18 protein-coding genes are annotated in these 24008 nt (G+C 40.3%); 7 read left to right on the top strand and 11 right to left on the bottom strand.

Annotated elements, in window-relative coordinates; translation table 11 throughout:
- Position 1: 1 nt before the first annotated feature.
- Positions 2–2068 carry a TonB-dependent receptor plug domain-containing protein gene (locus LVD51_RS13230; protein ID WP_236971860.1) on the top strand — a complete coding sequence of 689 codons (2067 nt, stop codon included), beginning with the start codon at positions 2–4 and terminating at the stop codon, positions 2066–2068.
- Positions 2069–2108: 40 nt separating this feature from the next.
- On the opposite strand, the gene LVD51_RS13225 is transcribed toward LVD51_RS13230, so the two are convergent.
- The 3 genes from LVD51_RS13225 to mnmG are packed head-to-tail and all read right to left on the bottom strand — an operon-like array spanning position 2109 to position 5760.
- Positions 2109–2507 (bottom strand): group III truncated hemoglobin, encoded by a 399-nt coding sequence (locus LVD51_RS13225; protein ID WP_236971859.1) that lies wholly within the window; start codon positions 2505–2507, stop codon positions 2109–2111.
- A 44-nt stretch (positions 2508–2551) separates the two neighbouring features.
- Positions 2552–3883, bottom strand: a complete 1332-nt coding sequence (locus LVD51_RS13220) for a vanadium-dependent haloperoxidase (protein ID WP_236971858.1) — start codon at positions 3881–3883, stop codon at positions 2552–2554.
- Between the two features lie 11 nt (positions 3884–3894).
- Positions 3895–5760, bottom strand: coding sequence for a tRNA uridine-5-carboxymethylaminomethyl(34) synthesis enzyme MnmG (mnmG, locus tag LVD51_RS13215; RefSeq protein ID WP_236971857.1), 1866 nt, complete (start codon positions 5758–5760; stop codon positions 3895–3897).
- A 154-nt stretch (positions 5761–5914) separates the two neighbouring features.
- Here mnmG and LVD51_RS13210 point away from each other — a divergent pair, with 154 nt between their 5' ends.
- Both LVD51_RS13210 and LVD51_RS13205 read left to right on the top strand, forming a co-directional pair.
- A complete protein-coding gene (locus LVD51_RS13210) occupies positions 5915–6373 on the top strand; it encodes an Lrp/AsnC family transcriptional regulator (RefSeq protein ID WP_236971856.1) in 459 nt (152 codons plus the stop codon).
- Between the two features lie 300 nt (positions 6374–6673).
- Positions 6674–7576: a DMT family transporter gene (locus LVD51_RS13205; protein ID WP_236971855.1), complete on the top strand. Its 903-nt coding sequence runs from the start codon at positions 6674–6676 to the stop codon at positions 7574–7576.
- Between the two features lie 41 nt (positions 7577–7617).
- Here the strand turns inward: LVD51_RS13205 and LVD51_RS13200 are convergent, their stop codons facing one another.
- From LVD51_RS13200 to LVD51_RS13170, 7 genes are all read right to left on the bottom strand, one after another.
- Positions 7618–8028: a hypothetical protein gene (locus LVD51_RS13200; RefSeq protein WP_236971854.1), complete on the bottom strand. Its 411-nt coding sequence runs from the start codon at positions 8026–8028 to the stop codon at positions 7618–7620.
- Between the two features lie 345 nt (positions 8029–8373).
- Positions 8374–9636, bottom strand: coding sequence for an ABC transporter permease (locus LVD51_RS13195; RefSeq protein ID WP_236971853.1), 1263 nt, complete (start codon positions 9634–9636; stop codon positions 8374–8376).
- Positions 9633–10262 carry an ABC transporter ATP-binding protein gene (locus tag LVD51_RS13190; protein WP_236971852.1) on the bottom strand — a complete coding sequence of 210 codons (630 nt, stop codon included), beginning with the start codon at positions 10260–10262 and terminating at the stop codon, positions 9633–9635. The genes LVD51_RS13195 and LVD51_RS13190 overlap by 4 nt, the downstream gene beginning before the upstream one ends.
- 133 nt (positions 10263–10395) lie before the next feature.
- Positions 10396–11550 (bottom strand): DUF4998 domain-containing protein, encoded by a 1155-nt coding sequence (locus LVD51_RS13185; protein WP_236971851.1) that lies wholly within the window; start codon positions 11548–11550, stop codon positions 10396–10398.
- 6 nt (positions 11551–11556) lie between these two features.
- Positions 11557–12714, bottom strand: a complete 1158-nt coding sequence (locus LVD51_RS13180) for a DUF5000 domain-containing lipoprotein (protein ID WP_236971850.1) — start codon at positions 12712–12714, stop codon at positions 11557–11559.
- Positions 12715–12733: 19 nt separating this feature from the next.
- A complete protein-coding gene (locus tag LVD51_RS13175; RefSeq protein WP_236971849.1) occupies positions 12734–14608 on the bottom strand; it encodes a RagB/SusD family nutrient uptake outer membrane protein in 1875 nt (624 codons plus the stop codon).
- 21 nt (positions 14609–14629) lie between these two features.
- Positions 14630–17818, bottom strand: coding sequence for a SusC/RagA family TonB-linked outer membrane protein (locus LVD51_RS13170; RefSeq protein ID WP_236971848.1), 3189 nt, complete (start codon positions 17816–17818; stop codon positions 14630–14632).
- 506 nt (positions 17819–18324) lie between these two features.
- Between LVD51_RS13170 and ileS the strand changes: the two genes are divergently transcribed.
- The 4 genes from ileS (at position 18325) to LVD51_RS13150 (ending at position 23657) form a co-directional block, all read left to right on the top strand.
- Positions 18325–21618, top strand: coding sequence for an isoleucine--tRNA ligase (gene ileS, locus LVD51_RS13165; RefSeq protein ID WP_236971847.1), 3294 nt, complete (start codon positions 18325–18327; stop codon positions 21616–21618).
- 1 nt (position 21619) lies between these two features.
- The gene (gene recO, locus LVD51_RS13160) at positions 21620–22345 is read left to right on the top strand and encodes a DNA repair protein RecO (RefSeq protein ID WP_236971846.1); all 726 of its coding nucleotides are present in this window, start codon (positions 21620–21622) and stop codon (positions 22343–22345) included.
- 252 nt (positions 22346–22597) lie between these two features.
- Positions 22598–23167, top strand: coding sequence for a Crp/Fnr family transcriptional regulator (locus LVD51_RS13155; RefSeq protein WP_236971845.1), 570 nt, complete (start codon positions 22598–22600; stop codon positions 23165–23167).
- Positions 23168–23231: 64 nt separating this feature from the next.
- Positions 23232–23657 carry an SRPBCC domain-containing protein gene (locus LVD51_RS13150; RefSeq protein WP_236971844.1) on the top strand — a complete coding sequence of 142 codons (426 nt, stop codon included), beginning with the start codon at positions 23232–23234 and terminating at the stop codon, positions 23655–23657.
- 130 nt (positions 23658–23787) lie between these two features.
- Here LVD51_RS13150 and LVD51_RS13145 read toward each other — a convergent pair.
- The coding region (locus tag LVD51_RS13145) for a hypothetical protein (protein ID WP_236971843.1) at positions 23788–24008 on the bottom strand (221 nt) is incomplete at its 5' end.

The raw sequence follows: 24008 nt of genomic DNA, 5'->3' as shown, positions 1-24008 counted from the left end.
TATGTATGGTCGAGCGACATTGGTATTGGTATTACTCTGTACAATATCGAGAGTAATCGGTCAGGATAGTTTGCATTTTGATTCCATTGCATGGAATCTAAAAATGGACGAATTTGTGGTGACGGCACAGTATCAGCCTACCCATTATTCTCAAGCTATGCACAAAGTAAGTGTGATTGATGGACAAACCATTCAGAAAATGGGCGTATCTAATCTTTCGGAAGTGCTATTGACTCAACTGAATATGCAGGTCAGTACCGATTTGGTATTGGGCAATGGCTTGAAAATGCAGGGGATCGGCGGTGAAAATATATTAATACTTCAAGATGGCATTCCCGTAATTGGAAGATTGGATGGCAATATCGACCTGTCCCAAATTCCGATGACTCGAGTCAAAAGAATAGAAATAGTGCAAGGTGCAATGTCGGCACAATACGGTAGCAATGCATCTGGGGGAGTAATCAATATTATATCGGATCAAAGTACCATAAAGGGACTTAATATTGAATCGCGCAATGTCATAGAATCAGTAGGTGTATTGGACAATGGTTTGGGTATAAGTAAACAATGGGGTAAATGGTATGGCGAGATCAATGGACGTCGATATCATTCACAGTTAGCTTCTAGTGATAGCCTTCGTATCTATGAAGTCATCGACAATGGTGGCATTATTACTAGGACTAAAAAATATCCATGGAATCCTAAATATCAATATTCAGGTGATGGTACTCTAAAATATCAAATCACGGATTCTTCATCCATTCGTTATAAATTTCGCTATTTAAATGAAGAGGTGAAAAATATGGGCGAAGTGCGAAGACCTGTGTATAAACCCTATGCATTTGACGATTACTATTATACCGAGCGAATTGACCATAGTGTCTATTTTTCGGGATATTTGGGGCCAAAATTGTTCTTTACTTCTAATAATGGATACAATTCGTATAATCGAAACTTGGAAACCATTCGAATGGATTTCGATGAAAGTTTGGAGACGACACTGGCAGAGAGTTTGGACACCACCACATATCACAGTTTATTATCTAGAAACTTTGCATCCATTGATTTTTCTGATCGTTGGTCTGGTCAATTGGGACTGGAATATCTATACGAGACGGCTCAAGGCAATCGAATTAAGGCTGATTCAACGAGGGCCAATAAGCAAATTAATTATGGGGGTTGGATCAGTAGTAAATACAAGTTACTCCCTTCTTTAGATGTTCAAGGTCATCTGCGATACGGTTACAATTCTACCTATGATCATCCATTGATTCCGGCTGCTAATTTACTGTGGCGGATAAATCCTCAATGGAATGCAAGGGTGAGTTATGCCCATGGATTTAGAGCCCCCAACCTTAAGGAGATGTTATTTGAATTTATAGATATCAATCACTACATCGTGGGCAATGCGGAATTGGGTGCAGAGCATTCTAAAAATATGTCTCTCGATATTACCGGCCAGATCAGATTGTGGAATCGAAAAACCATGTGGACTACCTCGATTTTCAATAATATCATTGAAAACAAAATTATACTGGCTGAGTTTGATGTCAATCAATATACCTATCAAAATATATCCGAATTTGAGAGCCATGGTCTTAATTCTTCCATGGAAATTGCTTTCTCTGATCGATTTCAATTTCAGTCGGCCGGTAGTTGGACTCGCTTATACAATATATATAGTGATATCTCGGACGCCAATCGATTTACCAATGTATTTGAGTGGCAAAACAATCTAAGTTATCGGATTCCGGGGATTGAATCAGATTTTTATATTTTTCAAAAATGGACGAGTCAACAACAACGGTATTATTTAGGTGAAAATAATGTCGTGGAAGAAGGCCGAATAGGAGGGATGAATATGGTCAATCTATCTGTGAGTAAAAGTTTATTTAATACCTCTCTCTTTTTATCCCTAGGGGTGAAAAATTTACTCGACATTCAATCAATTTCCGTTTCTGGAACCAGCGGTAGCGCTCATTCTTCGACGTCCTCGCAGCAATTGGTGGACTGGGGTAGATCTTATTTTTTTAAATTAAATTATCGATTTACGGTCGATAAAGACTAGTAGTTTGTAAATGTATTTCGTACAAATCAATCTCTTATCTTTAAAGAATTGGCTTGCTTTTGTTTTGACGATAGTAAGTTATCTTTATTTGAAACATTTCGGCCATCTTTTTTGCTCTCCACAATGCCTCATCAGCTTTGGGGCCTTCAAATAATTCGTTGAGAGTAGATTCAAAAAGGGACAGCCAGTGATTGAAGTGTTCTGAGCCAACAGGCAATTGGGCATGTGGACGAAAAGGACTGCCTTGGTAGCTGTGTTCGTTCAGCAAAACGGTTTGCCAAAAGCGGTACATTTTTTCAAGATGGACAGGCCATTGATCTTTTATTCTTTCATTGAAGATAGGGCCTAAAACATCGTCGATTCTTATTTTGTCATAGAAGGTGTTCACTAGGACTTTGACCTCGTCCAGACTTTCAATATCTTTTTTGGGCTGATTCATATTGTAGTGTTCATATCTTAACAACGATAGTGAGATGAGAAAGTTTAATGACTCAATTGTGGTTTAAGTGAAATATTTTCCCATATATATTCGCCTACTTTTTGGCCTTGGATAATGCCTTCCTCTATGGCAGGCATATAGTGGATACCTCCGTAAAGCCTACTGATGGCGGCTTCTTCAGAGGCTTGGAGAAAGGAAGTATATTGGCGGGCAGGGAGGCCGTATTCTTCCTCTACGGTGTCATTGTATGCAAAGTCTGGTCCAAATATTTGGGTCAGTATAATTGCCGATGTTCTGGAAACTACACTATGGCCGCTGGTATGCTCGGGAAATGGAGGAGTTTGTAAAACCGGTTGCCATTGATCGTCAATGTATTTGTTGATATAGGTTTCAGGTCGAATTAGATTGGAACGATATTTTTCATCCCAACAACTGATAAAAGCGTCAAACAAACCGATGGAGACCATAGTGTAGGCTGCGAGGCTTTCTATTATATTGGTCTGTTCTTGTTTGCAAGCCAATTCAGTAATGCCAACCCAATGACCACCGGGAGATATTTTTTTTGAAGCAAACATTACATGGCCGGTCTGATGCATGACGAAGGGATTGCAATCCCAAAAACTGGCGATGGCTATTTTTTCTTCGTTTAGATCTTGCATAACAGTTTGAGCTTCGCGATAAAAGTCACTGTTGGCTTCTATGCTGAATGGCGGTGGGGGAGCTGGCTGAAATTGATCTGGACGTTGCAATACCATGGTTCTAATGTTTCGCCAATGAGGTTCTATGCCATCCATATATGCTGGCGGGGTAGGAACCCATCGGGACGGATCATCGGTTACACTGAATTTGGGATCGGTTCTGGTCTCTGCGTATTGATCTTTAGACATCCATTCAACAATGTGATGGACGACTAGATCTGCATAGGCTTCAGAAGCTTTGAGTACAGAGCTGGGTAATCCCAAATCTTTCCACTCTTGGTGTAATGAAGCTCGATAATCCACCATTTCATGTTCCGAAAAAATCAGTTTCTGGCCCACTTTTGTATAGGCATCGATGGCGGCTACGTAGAGGTCTACATTGGATGTGGTATCCCACGCTGGGATAGGAGTCAATTCCTTCAATTGCCCTGCCAATGATTGATAATCGGTTTCTCCTTGTTGCATGATTTCATAGGCCGCTATCATGGGGTAGGCATAAATGCGAGAGGCTACTGGAGGAGAGAAAATATCGTGGACCATGATGTCGGTCAATTTTTTAACCGATTCAAAAATGTAGCGAGGTTGATGTAATGAAGCTTTATAATCCTGGTCGTTGGATGTACAGCCACATAAAAGAGTAAAGAGAATCAAGAAAACTACATTTTTATATGATGCCATTCTTTGCGGTTTTACCTTCCCATATGGACGAGAAGTACGGATACATCAGCTGGAGAAACCCCAGATATCCTACTTGCTTGACCTATGTTCATCGGTTTTATTTGATTTAATTTTTCTCTAGCTTCAGAAGAAAGTGATGTAATACGCCCATAGTCCATAGTAGGACCTAATACTACCTTCTCCAATCGTTTCAGTTTGTCGGCTTGTTCTTTTTCCTTACCGATATATCCACTGTATTTCATCTCAATTTCAGCTGAAGATATTTTTTCACCGTCAAATTGTTGTAAAAATTCATTGAGAGGGGGCAAGTAGGTTTTGATGGCTTCAAAAGAGACATTGGGACGTAATATTAAAGTAGACAATTTTATCTTTTGACGCAATGGTGTACTGCCAATAGTCTCGAGGTATGGATTAATTAATCCGGGTTCTACACTAAATTGATTGGCAAAGGATTCAATTCCTTTTATAGCCTCAGATTTTTCATTGACCATTTCAATTCGATGGTCCATATTTTTCATGCCCAAGTCGGCCACTTTTTGAGAGAGTCTGATATCGGCATTGTCTTGTCGAAGGAGTATTCTAAATTCCGCTCGACTGGTAAACATTCTATAGGGTTCTTGAGTGCCTTTGTTGACCAAGTCGTCGATCAACACGCCGATATAAGCATCGTAACGGTTGAGGATAAATGGATCTTCTTCATTGATCTTGAGGTGGGCATTGATACCGGCCATTAATCCTTGACCTGCGGCTTCCTCGTATCCTGTAGTTCCATTGATTTGACCTGCAAAAAACAGGTTCTGAATCAATTTAGTCTCCAGAGAAAGTTGCAATTGTTGAGGAGGGAAGTAGTCGTATTCTATGGCGTAGCCAGGGCGAAACATTTTGACATCTTCAAATCCTACTATTTTTTTCAATGCATTGTATTGAACGTTTTCGGGAAGGGAAGACGAAAATCCATTGACATAGATTTCACATGTTGTTCTGCCTTCGGGTTCAATAAAAAGTTGGTGGCGATCTCGCTCTGCAAAACGGTTTATTTTGTCTTCGATGGACGGACAGTATCTCGGACCTATGCCCTGGATTCGACCATTGAACATCGGCGAATCTTTAAATCCCTTTTCCAATTCTGCATGCACTTCTGGGGAGGTATAGGTGACATGGCATGGACGTTGTTCCGTCAATGCTGGAGTGTCGGTATATGAAAAACGACCCGGATTTTCATCCCCTGGTTGTACATCCATTCGATCCCAATGGAGAGACCTGCCATCGACACGGGGAGGAGTTCCGGTTTTCATCCGGCCACTTTCAAAACCCAATTCCCGCAATTGTTCGGTAATGCCTTTCGCTGCTTTTTCACCTGCTCTTCCTCCGCCAAATTTTTTATTGCCAATATGGATAAGGCCGTTGAGGAAGGTTCCGTTGGTTAGAACTACTGATTTGCTGGGTATTTCCAAGCCCAGAGATGTATAAATACCACAGGCTCTACTGTCTTTAACGATAATTCCGGTCACCATTTCCTGCCAAAAATCAATGTTTAGATTCTGTTCTAACATTTCCCGCCATTTTCCAGCAAATTCCATGCGATCACTTTGCGCTCGTGGACTCCACATCGCTGGCCCCTTGGATAGGTTGAGCATTCGAAACTGTATCATAGTATGGTCGGTAACAATACCGGAGTAACCATTCATCGCATCTATTTCACGCACAATCTGACCTTTGGCAATCCCTCCCATGGCTGGATTACATGACATTTGTGCTATGGTATTCATGTTCATGGTTGCCAACAAGACTTTAGATCCCATGTTGGCTGCCGCTACTGCGGCTTCGCATCCGGCGTGACCTCCGCCCACTACTATCACATCGTATTCTGGAAACATCGATTAAAACTTTGATTTAGAACTGCAAAGGTAGGGATTTCTTTAGGTATATAGATACAATTATTTTTCAATTTCCCGAATAATGGGGGATAATTTTACTTTTGTTTTGTGAATAGCTGAGGTTGGATTACAACTTCTTTTTTATCTTTACCCTATGAAATTGGATGAATTTGATCGTCAGATTATGGACATGCTCCAAAAGAATGCACGGATTACCATTAAGGAAATGGCCGCTGTATTGACCTTGTCTGCCACTCCCATCTTTGAACGGATTAAGCGATTGGAAAAAAATGGTCTTATTGACAAATATGTGGCCTTGCTCAATGCCGACCTATTGGGCTATAAGATGGTGGCATTTGTCCAGATTTCTCTCAGTCAACACAATCTCAAAGAGGTGACGGCATTTGTCGATAGAATTACCGTATTTCCAGAAGTCATGGAATGCTATCACACCACGGGGGATTCCGATTTTTTATTGAAAATTTTGGTTAAGGATATGGATCAGTTCAACGATTTTATCCTCAATAAGCTGTCTAATATTGAAAATTTGGGCAAGGTGAAAACTCAGTTTGCACTGTCGACTCGAAAGCGAACGACGGAGATCGATTTATAATTAGACCTTTTTTTTTCTCCGAGATTTCCATCCTTGTGTTTGGGTAGTTGACCTGGTCTTCTCACAATCTTAGGTCGAGTAGGTGAATCTCGAGTCGTTTTATCAATTTCCTTATTTATATCTTATATTTCTGGAATTTTATGGATGATGAATAACATAGAATAAAGGGCTGAAGAGAATTATTTAGGGTGAAATTTTATGGATATTGGGAAAACTCTAGTAAAGGTCAGATAATATTTGGCAAAAGGATTTACATTTGCACATCGGTCTTTATAGGTGTAAAGGCGAGAAGAAAAATTTATGCAAATCAACCAAAAACAAGTTTTAACCAAGGGCATTATCTATGCAGTGGTTGCCGGTGTCCTATGGGGAGTTTCTGCCATCTGCGCTCAGTTTTTGTTTCAATATAGAGAAATAGAACCTCGTTGGTTGGTCAGCGCTCGACTCCTGTTTTCTGGCACTATGTTGATATTGTATTCTAGTATTACTCATGGCAAAGCTGTTTTTGATATATTTAAAACGAGGATGGATACCATCCAGGTTTTTGCCTTTGGTATCTGCGGGATGATGGGAGTTCAATTTATGTATTTTACTGCCATTCAAGCATCCAATGCTGCGACAGCTACGGTATTGCAATACTTAGGGCCGGTATTAATCGCCAGTTATTATGCATTGAGAAGACGTCGATGGCCAGCCGGTAGAGAAAGGATCGCTATAGTTTTGGCCGTTTTAGGTACTTTTCTATTGGTGACCCACGGAGATATTAGTAAACTGTCTATTTCAAAGCCAGCCTTGTTTTGGGGCTTGGGAGGAGCCATGGCCTTGTCCTTTAACTCCATTTTTCCAATATCCCTGCTTCGAAAATTTGAATCGACCATCGTTTTGGGCTGGGCTATGTTTATCGGAGGACTGACCATAAGTTGTTTGATGACTCCTCCTTGGGCTGTGTCAGGTATATGGGATCTGAGTACTTTTATGGCCACAGGTTTTATTCTGGTCTTTGGCAGTTTAATTGCATTTTATTTATATTTAAATGCCATTCATATGATAGGGGCTGAGATTTCCTCACTATTGGCGACGGTGCAGCCGTTATCGGCCACTATATTGGCTGTTTTGGTGATGGGAGTGCCCTTTATTTTAGTGGATTATCTGGGAGCGGCCTGTATTATTACCACTATTGTTATTTTGGCTAGGAAAAAATAAGGTTGAGGTGTATTTTGTGACTGGTCGGTGAAAGAGTACGATTAATTTGTTGATTTTACCTGTCCCAACCCCAGAACACTGCATAGGCTAAAATTGAGAAAGGAAAAGAAGCGAGTTTTGTAGACGATGTGTTGATCGACCTCTTCAAATGAGGGCATGCCTGAAAGTATCCAATCCGCAAAGACAGGTAGACACATTACGATGCCAAAAGCACAAACTGTAATAATGATCCAAGAGACCATTTTAATGCCCCGATGGAAGATTGATAAAACGGCGTTAAGAGCCAGTATGCCAAAAAGCAAGTACCAAACCGTGGTTTCTTCCTGAAAAGATCCCACCAAACTCATCATTAACAATAATGTCAATACAGTCCAAAAATGAAATTTGTTTTTTTTATACAAAGGCTTCATATCGATATTAGGTATAGCTGTCTGATGTAAAGCAAATATCATTCCATTTTCGATTTTACAACATTTATTTTCAGATACTTACACATTTATTGTATCAAATGTTTCTTTTTTTATGTTAAAAATTTAGCATTAAAGGATTTTGTTATTTATTATTACGTGTATATGTTGTTATTGTAGTGAAATTGCTCTAAAGGCAGTATCATTAAATTGGTGAAGTATAAATCGAAAAAAATATACGATAAAAGAAAAAATAGAAGATTTGGATAAAAATTGACATTATTCAATCTCAATCTCAATCTCAATCTCAATCTTTATCCAAATTTCGTCCAGTAACCTGGCATTGTCAGTTAACCAATGACTGAGTGTAGTCATTAGTAACAGTGTTCCTTACTTCGTTTCCAATGCCGAAGCCAAAGGCAGGCGATATAATCGCCATGCCGGAATCAGTACCGCGGTCACACATATACACAATATGGTTACACAAAGCAAGATTTCTTCTTTATTCCAATAGAATATGGGTAATCGGACCTGATATTGATCCCTTAACCAAGGATTGATGGTCATAAATGCGGTGGCAGATAGCAGATAGCCCAAACCAATGCCCAATCCTCCAATGATGAGAGATTCCAAGAGGATGATCTTGATAACCGTACTTCGTCCTCCGCCCAGGATCCGAATAATAGCCATATCTGAGATTCTTTCCTTGATCGTCATCCATTGTGAAATAAAAATACTAATCATAGATATGGCAAAAATCGCCATTGCCAATAGATAGGTGATATCCATTCCACTGCCTATCCATAAATAGAGACGATTGATTTCAATGGCTGGATCAGCCGCCATTATGGTGGTTCGTGCATTGATCTGGCGACCAAAATTTAATACCTGCATATTATGTCCTTTGAATACCAACAATACCGCCGTTATTTCCCGATCTACATGGGTCAATAAATCTTCATTGCTTCGGATGGTTGGGGTTGCATGGTTTAAAGAGTCTCCTTCAATGCCATGATCTATTTTGGTAATGCCTTCGTGCTGGGCCCAAACTGTAGAAGCCAAGGTATATATGAGTTGATCCGTAATATTGCCTTTATGTTGTAGAATACCTACTACCTTTAGTGGGCCACCATCTTCGTGTTCCATTCCTATGTCGCGTATGCCGTGTCCACTGTGAAAGGTGTCGCCAATCTTCAACGACAATTCCTTGGCTACCGTACTGCCGATCACTACACTGTTGTTTTCGGTTAACTCTTGTCCAGAAGCCAGGTTCAATCCATAATGGTTGAAAAAAGCTTCAGTACAGCCTACAATTCGGTATCCTTGGTAATTGTCTCCAAGGGAGATGGGAATGGCGGTTTGAATATAGGGATGGTTAGGGCGCAAATAGGGTTGGGCATCTTGAATGCTAATATTTCCTGTTGGATTATCTATGTGAAATAGATTGCACAACACAGATTGGAGCGGACTTCCCTTGGCACTTAGGATCATTTGGATGCCGGCTAGATTTTCTGAGAAGCGATGTTCTACTTTGTTTTGCAAGCGCAGGCTAAACACCAACAATGCAACGCTCAAGCCAATCAAGAGGGTCGAAAGGATAGGACCCAACGGACGATGAATACTGTTTTTTAAAGCGATATATAATGACTTCATATCAATTGGATGGTTGATGGGAAATAGGGATCTAATCGATGATCGTGACTGGCGACTATGAGTCCAGCATTAATGGCTGCCGATGTGTGAATCAACAATTCTATCACATCGTTACAGTGCCTGTCATCTAGAGCGGAAGTAGGTTCATCGGCTAAGATAAAGGTCGGACGCTGAACCAGAGTCCGAGCTATTGCTGTTCGTTGACGTTCTCCAGTGCTGATATGACCTATTTTTTTATGGGCAATACCGGTTAGATTTAAAGATTGGACTAGGTCCATAATCTCTTTTTTACTCATTTTAGACTGATAGGTTGCCGCCAACTCAATGTTCTCATAAACAGTCAAGGCGTATAGGAAACGCGGCTCTTGAAAAATAAGGCCAAAATGCTGGCTTCTGAAACTGTCTTTATCCTTTATGCTGAGGTTTGAAATATCATTTCCATCTAGCAAGACTTGACCTCGGTGGACGGGGATGATATTGGATAATGCGTAAAGTAGTGAGGACTTTCCGCATCCAGAAGGGCCTTTTAATAAGACCTTATCCCCAGAATTGAGCTCAATATCTGGGTATTTAATTGAATTTTGGTCTTGGTACTGAATAGAAATATCCTTCGTCGTTAGCTTCATAGTCTACAAAACATATTGGTTGGCATCAAATTACCAAATGCTTTTGAAAAAAGCGAAACGAGGAAGGATATTTTACAACACAGGATATGTCTATCAATGTATCAATCTATCCATCAGGGTATATCTTATATTCCTATGGCGCGACCACATAGACATCGAGTTCAGCCAGAAGGGCAAAGAAATTGGGTCCATTCATAGCTACATATCTTATATATCTACCTGTTGAGGGATTTTCAAATTCCACTTTTTGTCCTTCATCAGTGGAATTTAAAATGTCGTAAATTCCATTGTCCGTCCAATTTTCACCATCCTCACTGGTATATATTTGGATAACCGTTTGGCCCCTACTATCTCCACGGCGTCGATGGGACATGATGCCGGTTATGTCGTATTGATTCCCGAGATCGACAGTGATATGATGGGGATAGCCCGGACTTCCTCCCGACCATTGGGTATGCCAGAAGGTTTCCAAATTATTGTCTATAGCTGATAGGGCTTTACCATTGTCTGGGTAGCTGGCATTGCCTTCTGCGGGTTCTTCGGTGTCAAAGTCGATAATTGACCATTCCTCTTTGTTGTCCAACAGTATAGATTGAATGGGAATGGGCAAGTCTAAGGTGTCGTAAAGGCTATAGAAAGTGTCTAAGGCTAGTGGAGCAGGAAGATAATAGGTTCTGTAGTAAGCTTTTGATCCCGGCTGCCAGTCACCAATGGTATAACTACCGGTACTCGATGGCAATAAGATTTTTTGGTTGGCATCCGCACGGTCTACATAATTTAATTCCAATAATATCCCTCCATTGCCTGCAGATCCCCATTCTAATATCAAGCTGTCTTTGTCGCCCAAACTGGTGTTGGTCAGCAATTTGTTGTTAAGGGATTTTTCGTACTTTTCACCATAGGCCGTACCGGTCATTTGAACTACTATGGATTGATTGCCGAAGGCATCCATGTTGCGCACATCAAAAAAGTAGGATTTTTCTTCTAAATTTTCAATAATAATGATTGATGAGTCCAATCTACCGACTGGATTCACTTGGAGTTTGGATTGATTTTCTCCTTGGTTCCATTCGACAACGGTTTCTACTGCGCTACTTGGTGATGGATAATAGGTCTTTAATTGGACTCTATTTCGCCCTGGAACAATCTTCCCTACGGGTTTGGATGTGTAGATGATTTCACCGGGTTCCGTATATTTTTCGTGAAATTGATTGATGTCTGTGCATGAGGTCTCCACCATTAATAGGAGTGCTGCTATATATTTGATATAATTCATTATTCCTTTCATGTTTTTTTATTGTTTTTGTCCCCAAAATGACACTTCACCAAAATGTATAAATCCTGTATTGCCCCATGTTTGTTTTACAACAAATCTGACGTATCTCACAGCTGGGTCGGTTAATTTAAAATTGTAATTATCGCCATTGTCATAATGTATTTGGTCTTCATCCGGTGTCCCGCCTTGAAGAGTGGGTCTACTGGCTTCACAATCACATAGTTTCGTCCATCCATCGAAACTGCCATCAACGGGTTCGGTATTTGTTCCCCAAATTTCCAATTGTCTTGGATTGCCATGAGAATAAAAATAGTTTCGTCTCTGCACAATATTGGCTCGGGATAGCTTGGTTGAACTACCCAAGTCAAGGGTCCACATTTGCGGCCATCCAGTACCTGCCCATGTGTGATTAAAGGTTTCAATGTTGTCGTCATAACCGTGCTCGTATCTCGCACCCCAAGCATCCATTTCGTGATCTCCTTCTAAGATGATTTTATTAAATTCTCTTTTGTTTAGTGCTTCTTCAAACAAGGGAGTGATGGACATAATCAAGGTGTCAGAATAATTGTCCCACCGGTCGCGTACTATAATGCCAAAATCGTTTTCTACAGGGGGAAATCCGCGCAAAGTAAATACTCCAGAATCGATAGCACTGTACACGGTTTCATAGGGTAGGAGATTGCCGGTAGAGTCTCTGGCCAATAATATAAAGGCCAAGGAGGCATTGGTTTCATTTTGCCAACTGTACTGAACACCTCCAAAGTCTGGTATCATTTTCACAGTTTTGAAAGTAGAGTGTACTGGCGGTTCTTCTGGATGAATGGTGGCCGATACCGGTTGACTTTCAATATTGCTTCGATTGACGGTAGTAATGGTAACCTCCTTGGCATCGGTATCTCCAAAGCCCAAGATTTTTAAAGTGTCGTTGTACAATGAACTTCGCTGTTCAGCCACTTTGCCGTCTTTTAAAGTGTAGCTGCCCTTGACATATAGCAAATCCGGAATAGTTGGGAGGTCGTAGGTAATATAGCCCCCTCCAGGAATGTTTTCAACTTCTACCCCAGATACAGGATCTGGGGCTCCATTGTTCTTGTGTATTGCTTCCTTTTCAATTTCTTTACAACCATGTATTGAAATTAAGATGAATGAGAGATAGATGATTCTTGAAATATTCATTTTAATATTTTTTAATGGTTTACCAACCTGGATTTTGAACGAGGTTTGGATTGTTAATAATTTCGGTTTCGCGGATGGGCCATAGGTAGTTTTTGGGTTCAAATTGACTATTCCACAAGGTCTTTATTTGATAAAATTCTAGACCAGGACCGTTAATATTCCACCCTCTGATGGGTTGTGATAAAATATCAGTGGCGGTTTTCCATCTGCGAATGTCCCAAAAACGCTGGCCTTCGAAGGCCAATTCGATGAGTCGCTCTCGCTGGATGATTTCCCTCATCCCGGTTTGGGTAAGTGGTTTGTCCGGTGTCCTCGAGTATGCCGACCATGTTTCTACTACCTTGCCTAACCCCGCTCTTTCTCGGATTTTGTCTATGTATTCATATACTTCTTGATCGGGACTGGATTTGATTTCGTTTAATGCTTCGGCATAGAGCAAGTACAGGTCGCCCAATCGTATAATGGGAAAAGGGTAGGAGTAGTTGATGGCATATGATTCTCCATTGAAATTGTTTTTGGCATCGACCAATTTTTTTACAAAATATCCCGTGCCTGAAAATTCTCCACTATTTCTTTTGGTGGCCAGTTCTCCAGCCCTTACTTGGACGTATCGATAGGTTGGATCTAGCACATATGCTCCTCTGTCGAATGATACTCCGGCGTAGAATCTCGCCTCACGGTTAAAGTGTAGTTTAACCGTTGATTGACCGGGTTCTACATAGTCGGCATCAGCGCTGGTCGCTCTTTGAAATTCAAATCGTTTGTCGTATTCGTATTCGAGATCTTCTTCAATGGGCAGTCCATTTTTTGAATAAAATAATTCCGCCATTCTCAATGTGGCGGCGTAGAATTGAGATACGGGATTGGCAGATTGTACCGATACCAATAGTGGCTGGGCCATGCGCTGGTAGGTATATGAAAAGGTGAAATGGGTAGATCCCCAAATCACTTCTTCGGATTCTCGTTTGGAAATAATGGAACGCAGCATTAATTCTTGCTTAATGGTGTCGTTTAAGTCGGAATTGGTTTCGTATTCGGTTACCAATCTAAATCCATTAGCTTCACAGGCGTCGATAGCTTCTTTGACTGCGGCTGCGGCTCGTTCCCATTTGGCGGCAGAATAATCGGGGTTGAAGAGTTGTCTGCCTTCATTATCTACCAATGCGGAATAATCGGTATTGCCATTGAACAATGGACTGGCAGCCGTCATCAGTAGTCTCGCCTTGATAGAAAGAGCGATGGGAGTAGTGATCCTACCCAATTCTGTAGTGCTGGATTGAATTTGTTCTGGCAAATCAACAATGGCTTCATCAATGAGGTTGACTATATATTCTACGACATCATCTACTGGCTCTCTATAGGTCTTGATTCCTTCTGTAGAGGTGTATATCGGAAGGTTTTCATCCACTATGGGGATGGGGCCATAACTTTTAAACAGCCAAAAGTGATAATAGGCTTTTAAAAACTTGACTTCAGCCGTCCATCTTTTTCTTTCCGTTTCTTGAATATCGTAGGGCCTATCAATGTTTTCTAGAAAAATGTTGCAATCTCTAATTCCCTGGTATAATGGCTTTCCCCGTTCACGGCCATCCCAATAATTAATTAGCGGCTCAATGGTAGACTGAAGATTTTTGGACAGCAAACTTGCTGCGGGATCTCCTTGTTCTTCATTTAACCACACCTCATCGCTGGCCAATAATCCGGGATTGACCCAGGGGTCTCCGAAATTGGGCAAGTAGGAATAGCATGTGGCTAAAAATTTTTGAGTGCTGGCTCTATCGGCAAAGGCATTGTCTAAGGTGGCTACATTGTCTGGGACTACATCTAGATAACTCTTGCAACTGAGAATGACGGCCAGGGCAATAATGCTAAAACTATATTTTAAAATTTTCATCTGAAATATTTTCTTCAATGGTTAAAAGGAAATTTGAGCACCGAAATTAAAGACCCTTTGTACGGGGTAATCGAGGCCATTGCCTCCCATCTCCGGATCCCAAAGTTTGAATTTGCTCCAATGCAATAGATTGGTACCACTTAAGTAAAATCTGATTTCTTTGGTTTTTAGGCGGTCAACCATTTTGCGGGGAAGGCTAAAACCCGCTTCTATCGACTTGAGTCTAAGGAAAGAACCGTCTTGCATAAACCAAGTATTGCGCTGTACATTATTGGCTTCTTGATTGTCTGATAATCGGGGCCAAAAGGCGTATACATCGCGGTTGGATTCCGACCAATAACTATCGGCAATGTCTTGAATAAGAGCATTGTATCCAATCCAATTTTTGGTTTCGTCAGAGTATGTGGCGTCGATGAAGGGAGAAATAAAGGTGGGATCAATCCAGAAAGATGAATTGGCCGATCCCTGGAAGAACATCGATAAATCTACGTTTTTGTATCCCGCTGAAAACCCAAAGCCATATATGATTTCCGGAGTGGTAGGATAGCCAATAGGGACTTGATCCAACCCAGTGATTTTATCGTCTCCGTTGATGTCTCTGTATTTGATATCACCCCCTCTTACCACACTGCCAAATAACTGATCGGGAGATTGAGCTACTTCTTCGTCGTCTACAAAGAGTCGTTCTGCGATATAGCCCCATTGCTGAGTAATCGGAGCCCCTAGTCTAGATAACCACGGAGTAGCTTGATAGTTGGGTTCTTCGAAGCGATCGAATACACCGCGAGCATAAGTGAAATTCGTTCTGGCAATAACCCAGTAATCATTGTTAAAAAAATGTTCAATATCCATTGACAAATCGATGCCACTACTCGATGCTGCCCCTACATTGGCTCTAGTCTGGGCTTGTAATCCCAAGGTAGATAGGTTAATTCGATCCATTAATATATTGTCTCTTTTTTCTGAGAATATATCCCCAATTATGGTAATGGAGTTAAATAAGCCGAGTTCAAATCCGAGGTTCAATTTCTCAGCAGTCTCCCAGGTGATTAAATCATTGGCATAGCGACTGATAGATACGCCTGGTTCATAGATCAAACCATCGGTTCCCCATCGATAACCTCGGCTTTCATTGTTGAGGTTGACATTGGAAAGGTAGAAAAATCGATCTTCTTCTCTTCCAATGGCATCGTTGCCTACTAAGCCAAAGGTCGCTCTCAGTTTCAATTTGTTGACAATGGGTGATAGTGGCTCCCAGAAATCTTCATTGGATACTAACCAGCCCACACCGTAGGAAGGGAAAAATCCAAAGCGTTCATTTTCAGAGAAGCGCTCGGTTCCATTGTATCCAAAATTGAATTCACTAAAATACTTATTGTCGTAGGAATAGGTGAACCTACCAGATACCCCAACGTTTCTCTTGGGTAAGCTGGTTTGTAGATCAGAGTCAAAGTCTGGAGCAAATAAGGATTGACGGGCAATCCCCACCAATAATCCACTAACCCCGTGTTTATCGTTAAATACGCGATTGTAATTAATGGCCATTTCTCCGTAAAAGTTGGACAATAAGGTTTTGTTCCCCGGTACATAATCCAAATATTCTCGTCCTTGGTCTGAGTTCAGTGGCTTGAGAGAATAGCTGTCGGTTCTGCTATTGTATTTGTTGATTTCATAATAAAAAGGAACCGCAGTCCGAGTGATATCAAAAAATGCTTCGCGATAGGTGTTGGCCATCCCTCGTAAATTGAGACCTTCGACTAAACTTCCTAAGTCTTGTTCTATTTGAAACTGAGCCAACATCAAAGAATTGCTGTATTCCTTATATCCTCGGGTCAAGTCCGCATAGGGATTCATAAATCGACCCGTTCCAGAATTTCCATATAGGATATGTTGACGAAATTGATTGGCTTCATCTGGTTCGTAATAAGCTGGGAAGAGGACAGGATTGGATCTGGCTACATTTCTATAAACTTGAGTACCTCCATTGATCGGACCTTGGTAGTCGTCAAAGGTGCCGTGGATTCGTATGGTGGCTACTGTGGATTCGGTTAAATTGATGTCGACATTGGATCGAACGATATATTTTTGTAAGTCGATATTGGAATTAAAATTGTTTCTTTGATCCACTTTTAATGCACCATTGTCTTTGGTTGCAGATGCAGATATATAGTATCGAGCAACTTTTCCACCTCCGCTTAGATTGAAGTTGATACGGTTGTTGAAGGTTCTATCTTTAATGGTTTCTTTAAACCAATCGTTGGCAGGATATACAAATGGATTGGCACCCAAAGCAGTTTGTTCTGTCTTTAGTTGAGAGTAGGGTAGGATGCCGAGTGGATCTCGTGTCCTTATGGCTTCATTGTGTAGGGCCATGTAGGTTAGTGGATCGGCAAAATCGATACGCTGTGTTGGTTCTGACATCGATGATTCAAATCGCACATTGATTCTTGCTATACCTTCTACCCCAGATTTTGTAGTGACCAAAATCACTCCATTGGCACCTCGCGCCCCATAGAGTGAAGTAGCTGTGGCGTCCTTCATTATAGAAAAACTGGCGATGTCGTCTGGGTGCATTCTGGACAGATCATCGGTGGAAAGTTCGATTCCATCAATAAGGATAAGGGGACTTCGATTGTATCCAAATGTAGTGACACCTCGAATAAAAAATTCGGCATTGTCTTGTCCCGGTTCTCCTGATCGTTGATAGGATATGATGCCAGACATTCTTCCAGCCATGGCCGTAGTCAGATTACTCGATGGAACCCTGAGTTCGCTGGGATTAATGGTCGTTACGGAAGCCAGAACACTTTCTTTCTTCTGTTTTCCAAAAGCCACTACAGTTACTCCTTCCAACTCTTCTAGTTTGCTTAACATAACAATATCTATTCTTCGCTGGGCATTTACAGGAACGACTTGTGTTTCCATTCCAATGAAGGAAAACTTTAAGATGCCATCACTGGGTGCGGGGATGGAATATTTCCCATCTATGTCTGAGATTACACCTCCAGATAAACCTTCGACAGTAATGGTTACTCCGGGTAAGCCAATATTGTCTTCATCTACTATAGTCCCCGAAATCGGGATAGAATCTAATAGTTGATGGTGATATTCTGAGGGTAGGGGATAGGCGTTAATATTTACTTGTATTATTATAAAAAATAGTAAAATAACGCAAGACATTACAGGGTAATGAAAGTAAAATCTATTCATAAACCAGGGTTTTAAAAAGTCTTAACAAAAATGAAACGATAAGTTAATAATATTATTCAAAAGTATGTAATTAGTTTTATAATTAGGTAATTTTTAATTGGAAAATTTATTATTAAATAATGGATATAGTGGATATCTCAATAAATGATCTTTTTTAATTGGTTGTATATTTTTAAATATGTCGTATTTAGAGTCTATTTTGAAATAAAATTGTGTTTAAATGGAGTGATTTAAGTGTGGACTTTAATACTTATTTTGTGGAAATATTTTTAATAATAGTAAAGTTTTATGATTTTAAATTTAGTTAGGGTTTTGTTTAAGATTGGGAGATGATTGGTTTTTCAAACAGAACTAGCGGCTTGTTGTTGTATTATGAGCCGTGGTCAAAGAGATGAAGAAAAGACGATGCAGGGAAATCATACAATTTTTGACATTCATTTACTAGGATAAGATTAGACTTAGTATCTTTGCATCTTCTTTTAAATATTTAAAGATAGATTTTCACTATGTATAAATCGTATGATGGGCTCAATCTGCCAGAAATAGATCGGGAAATTCAGGAATTTTGGACAAATGAAAATATTTTCCAAAGAAGTATTGAAGAGAGGGATGAGGATAATAGTTTTGTCTTCTACGAAGGACCTCCATCTGCCAATGGTCAGCCCGGGATTCACCACGTTATGGCTCGAACCATCAAAGATTTATTTTGCCGGTACCAGTCCATGAAGGGCAAACGAGTAGAGCGAAAAGGAGGTTGGGATACCCACGGTCTTCCTGTGGAATTGAGCGTTGAAAAAGAACTCGGAATTACCAAAGACGATATTGGTGTGAAAATCAGTATTGAAGATTATAATGCCAAATGTCGGGAAACCGTCATGAAGTACAAGGATATGTGGGACGACTTAACCCGTAAAATGGGGTATTGGGTTGATCTCGATGATCCATATATTACCTTTAAGAATGAATACATTGAGTCGGTTTGGCATTTGCTGAGACAATTGTACGATAAAGATTTAATCTACAAAGGCTATACTATTCAGCCCTATAGTCCAGCTGCGGGAACTGGTCTTTCTTCCCATGAGCTCAATATGCCGGGATGTTACAAAGACGTGACCGATACCACTGCTGTAGCTCAATTTAAAGTGGTCAAGGATGAGAAATCCAATCCGATATTCGCCGATATGGATGCCGATCAAGATCTGTATTTTTTGGCTTGGACGACAACTCCTTGGACTTTGCCATCCAATACTGCCTTGGCAATGGGGCCAAAGATTGAATATGTGAGGGTTAGAACATTTAACCCCTATACAGGGATAGAAATCAGAGTGGTATTGGCCGAAAAGCTATTGTCTAAATGGTTTAAAGCAGATGGACAAGATGGTGATTTTGAAGCCTATTCACAGGGAGATAAAATCATTCCTTGGTCTATAGAAGAGAGATTTGTCGGTAAAGATTTTGAAGGCATTCAGTACGAACAATTACTGCCCTATGTGCAGGTGGAGGATGGTTTGTCGTTTTTAGTCTTAGTCGATGATTTCGTAACCACAGAGGACGGTACTGGGATAGTACATATAGCGCCCTCTTTTGGAGCCGACGATAGACGAGTAGCCCAAAAATACGGGGTTGGTTCATTGACTTTGGTCGATAAACAAGGTAAATTTTTGCCAGAAATGGGTGAATTTGCCAATCGCTATGTGAAAAACTATGTTGATGAGGCCGATTATGTGTCGGTAGATGTCGATATCGCCATTAAATTGAAAAAAGAAAATAAGGCTTTTAATGTTCAGAAATATGTCCACAGTTATCCACACTGCTGGCGAACAGATAAGCCGATTTTATATTATCCATTAGATTCATGGTTTGTGCGGTCAACGGCTCGCAAAGATCGAATGGTAGAATTGAACAAGACCATTAACTGGAAGCCTAAACACACAGGAGAGGGGCGATTCGGCAATTGGTTGGAGAATCTTCAAGACTGGAATCTATCCCGATCTCGATACTGGGGTATTCCATTGCCGATATGGCGAAATGCCGATGCGACCATCGAAAAATGTATTGGCAGTTTGGAGGAACTAGAAGTTGAAATCACAAAGGCCAATCGAGTTTTGGGGCTAGAGCAAAGCCTGCCTCACGACTTGCATCGTCCATTCATTGACAATATCGTTTTGGTGACTGATGAAGGTGAAGTCATGAATCGCGAAACCGACCTTATCGATGTGTGGTTTGACAGTGGATCCATGCCCTATGCACAATGGCATTATCCCTTCGAAAATCAAGAAAAATTTAAGTCCAACTTTCCAGCAGATTTTATCTCTGAAGGTGTGGATCAAACCAGAGGTTGGTTTTTTACATTGCACGCTATAGCCTCCATGGTTCACGATAAGATAGCATTTAAAAATGTATTGTCTACCGGTCTGGTTTTGGATAAGAATGGCCAAAAAATGTCCAAGCGATTGGGTAATGCAGTGGATCCATTTATCACTTTGAAAGACAAAGGTGCTGATGCCACTCGATGGTATATGATGTCCAATGCCCAGCCTTGGGATAATCTCAAATTTGACTTGGATGGCATCGATGAAATACGTCGTAAATTTTTCGGAACCCTGTATAATACCTATTCATTCTTTGCACTATATGCCAATATTGATGGGTTTAAATACGAAGAAACCGATATAGCCAAAGAGAATCGACCAGAGATTGATCGTTGGATACTGTCTTGTCTACACACTTTGGTCGCTGAAGTAGATCGCAGTTATGCGGATTATGAACCGACCAATGCAGCGCGAAAAATAATGTACTTTGTAGACGACCAGTTATCCAATTGGTATGTGCGACTTTGTCGACGACGTTTTTGGAAGGGGAGTTATTCAGAAGATAAAATAGCCGCTTACCAAACCCTATATACTTGTTTGGAAACCATATCCAAGTTAATGGCTCCTATTGCGCCATTCTTTGCGGATTGGTTGTTTAAAAATCTAAATGATATTAGTCAGAAAGAGGATGCATTGTCGGTACACCTCAGTTTAATTCCAGACTCTGATTCTGCATGGATAGACAAAGATTTAGAAGTGAGAATGGATTATGCCAAACGCATCAGTAGCTTGGTGCTTTCGCTTCGAAAAAGAGAGCAAATTAGAGTGAGACAACCGCTTAATAAGATAATGCTTCCGATATTGGATCCCAATTTTGAGCATTTGGTGTCTCAGGTAGAGGATTTAATATTGGCGGAAGTCAATGTTAAGTCCATAGAATATGTGACCGATACTGCCGGTATAGTTAAAAAGAATATTAAACCAAATTTCAAAACCCTGGGTCGACGACTGGGCAAAAACATGAAACAGGCAGCTCAAGTGATTGGTAGTTTGACCGATGCCGATATTGTGTCAATAGAGCAGTCTGGACAGTATATCTTGAATTTGGGAGAGGAAGAAATGGTGTTGACCCTTGAGGATTTTGTGATTACTTCCGAAGATATCGAAGGTTGGTTGGTGGCCAAAGACGGCGAAATCACAGTGGCTTTAGATATTCACATGGATGATGAGTTGCGATCAGAAGGTATAGCGAGGGAGTTGGTGAATCGGATTCAAAATATAAGGAAACAGGAAGATTTTAATGTGACCGATCGCATCGATATCCGCATCAGCAATCACGAATTGGTAATGCCTGCTGTGGAAAAATTTGGGCAATATATTAAAAACGAAGTGTTGGCCGATGATATTACTCTAGATGGAGGTGTTGAAGGTCAGGAAGTTGAATTGGTTGAGGGCACCTTTATCCATATTTTGTTGAGTAAAAATTGATGTGGCAAAGCTGACACAAGCCCAATGTATCGTTCTGCGTAGAATGAACTATCGGGAGAGTAGCATGATCATCGATGTGTTTTCTCAGCAACACGGTATGGTGGCCTGTATTGTGTCTGGGGTTCGAAAAAAGGGGAGTAAATTGTCACCGGTTTTGTTTACCCCCGGTTATTTGCTGGATATGGTTTACTATGAAAGTGATCCACATAAGTTGTGGCGGATAAAGGAAGTCACTTTGGCCAGTCATTTGCAGCGCACACCCTATGATATATTGAGAGGAAATACGGCACTCTGCATGTGTGAGGTCTTGAAAAAGGTTTTGCCGGTCTACGATGTCAATCCCTCCATGTTTGATTTTATCGAATCCTATATTTATCTCTTAGATGAGGTAGAAAAACCGGCCAATGTATTATTGCATTTTTTGATTCAGCTGTCGGTGCAGTTGGGTTTTGGACCCCATCACTTAGAGGACAATGGAAAGTCGTATTTTGATTTAAAATCCGGTTCTTTTTTACCTCATTCTCCTGGTCATCCTATGTATATCGATCAGAGTTTGACACCGTTGTTTTATGATTTAATAAGGGTGGAAGCGGAAAATTTAGAATCCGTTAAATTGTCGAGGGTTCAGCGTCAGCAATTAACTGATCACGTAATCGATTATATTCGGTTTCACAGTCACGCCTTCGAGCGCATTAAATCTTACGATGTCTTAAAATCTCTATGGTGATTTTGAATTCGCCACTTGGAATTACTTCATTCACAGTAAAATACACGTATGAATAATGTATTTGGTATATATTGTGATGTATTATTACAATAGAAAAACGGTAATTCTATAGGATATTTGAATGGTGAAGAGTGAAAGGGGTAATTTTCTGAGGGCTGATTCTTATATTTCATTTTGAGTAGGGTTGTGTTCCATAAGGATTAGATTAAAATGAATATAGTTGTTTGTATTTTAACATAAAATGCTAAAAAAGTGACGGAATTAGAGCAGTATATAAATGGATATTTTGGTGTCGAACGAAGTAAGTTAAATGCTTTGTCGGAATTATTTGTTTTGACGACATTGGGAAAAGACGAATATTTTTCAGAGATCGGGAAACATTGTTCCAAGTTAAGTTTTATCAAAGAGGGGTATGTGAGAGTTTATAATTATACTGATGGCAAGGATGTTACCCAATGGATTGCTTCCAAGGGTGAATTTATAGCAGATCTATCCAGTTTGGTTTTTAAGACAAGAGGCCGGTGGAATATTCAGGCATTGACATCTTGTGAATTATACACCATAAGTCAAGAGAACTACGATGGGATTGGAGAAATCATTCCCGAATGGGATAAGATAGAAAAACTGTTTATCGCCAAGTGTTTTTTGACTTTGGAAGATCGCGTTTATTCGTTTTTGTCCATGTCGGCAGAGGAAAGGTATAAAATGTTATTTTACCACAAGAGCGAATTGTTTAACCAAGTGCCGTTGCATTATTTGGCTTCTATGCTGGGAATGACGCCAGAAACCTTGAGTAGGATTCGAAGAAAACCCATTAATTGATCTATGTCAAGACAAAATAATTTCATTAGTCTGATTTTTGCATTAAACAAAATCGATAAAGGTTATGGAAATAAAAACTGAGATTATCATCAATGCAAAGCCGAGCGAGGTATGGGAAGTATTCACTGATTTTCAGAACTATCCTCAATGGAATCCTTTTGTAAAGTCGTTGACTGGAGAGGTGAAAGAAGGCAATCAAATAAAAATTGAGTTGCCCGGTATGAATTTCAAGCCTGTGGTTTTGACCTTGGAGGAAAATAAAGAGTTGACTTGGTTGGGGCATTTATGGTTTAAAGGTTTGTTTGATGGAGAGCATTCTTTTCAATTGACCGATAATGGAGATGGGACGACGAAGTTTGAGCAGAGTGAAATTTTTTCTGGTATATTATTGCCCTTATTTAAGAAGAATCTATTGACGACGACGAAAGATGGTTTTGAGGCCATGAATAGGGAATTAAAAGCCAGAGTTGAAAATAGTAAAAAGGATTAAGTAAAGGTTGTCTGATAGGGAATGGGGCTTCGACAAAGCCTCAGTGCAGGGACTTCAAAGATTATCTTGATCATCCTTTTATTTTATTTATACCAAATAGGTTTATAATTGTCGGTTATATTTCGAATTATTATAAATGTAATTCGTATGAACCATCATCTTCATTGGGTTGCATTTCTTCAGAAGTATTGACTTCGTCAGGTATTGGTACGTAGAGACTGGCTATCTCAGCATATGGATAGATAGATAATGTATAGAATACTGCAAATCCAATGATGACCATCCATTTTTTATAGGCAAAGGGGAATAGATTGTGCAAATATTTATAGTTGAGATAGAAAAATATAAAAA

This window comes from Membranihabitans marinus (assembly GCF_021729155.1).
Lineage (GTDB): Bacteria > Bacteroidota > Bacteroidia > Chitinophagales > Saprospiraceae > Membranihabitans > Membranihabitans marinus.
Note: the sequence above shows the minus strand (reverse complement) of the source record. Positions and strands in the feature narration are given on the sequence as shown.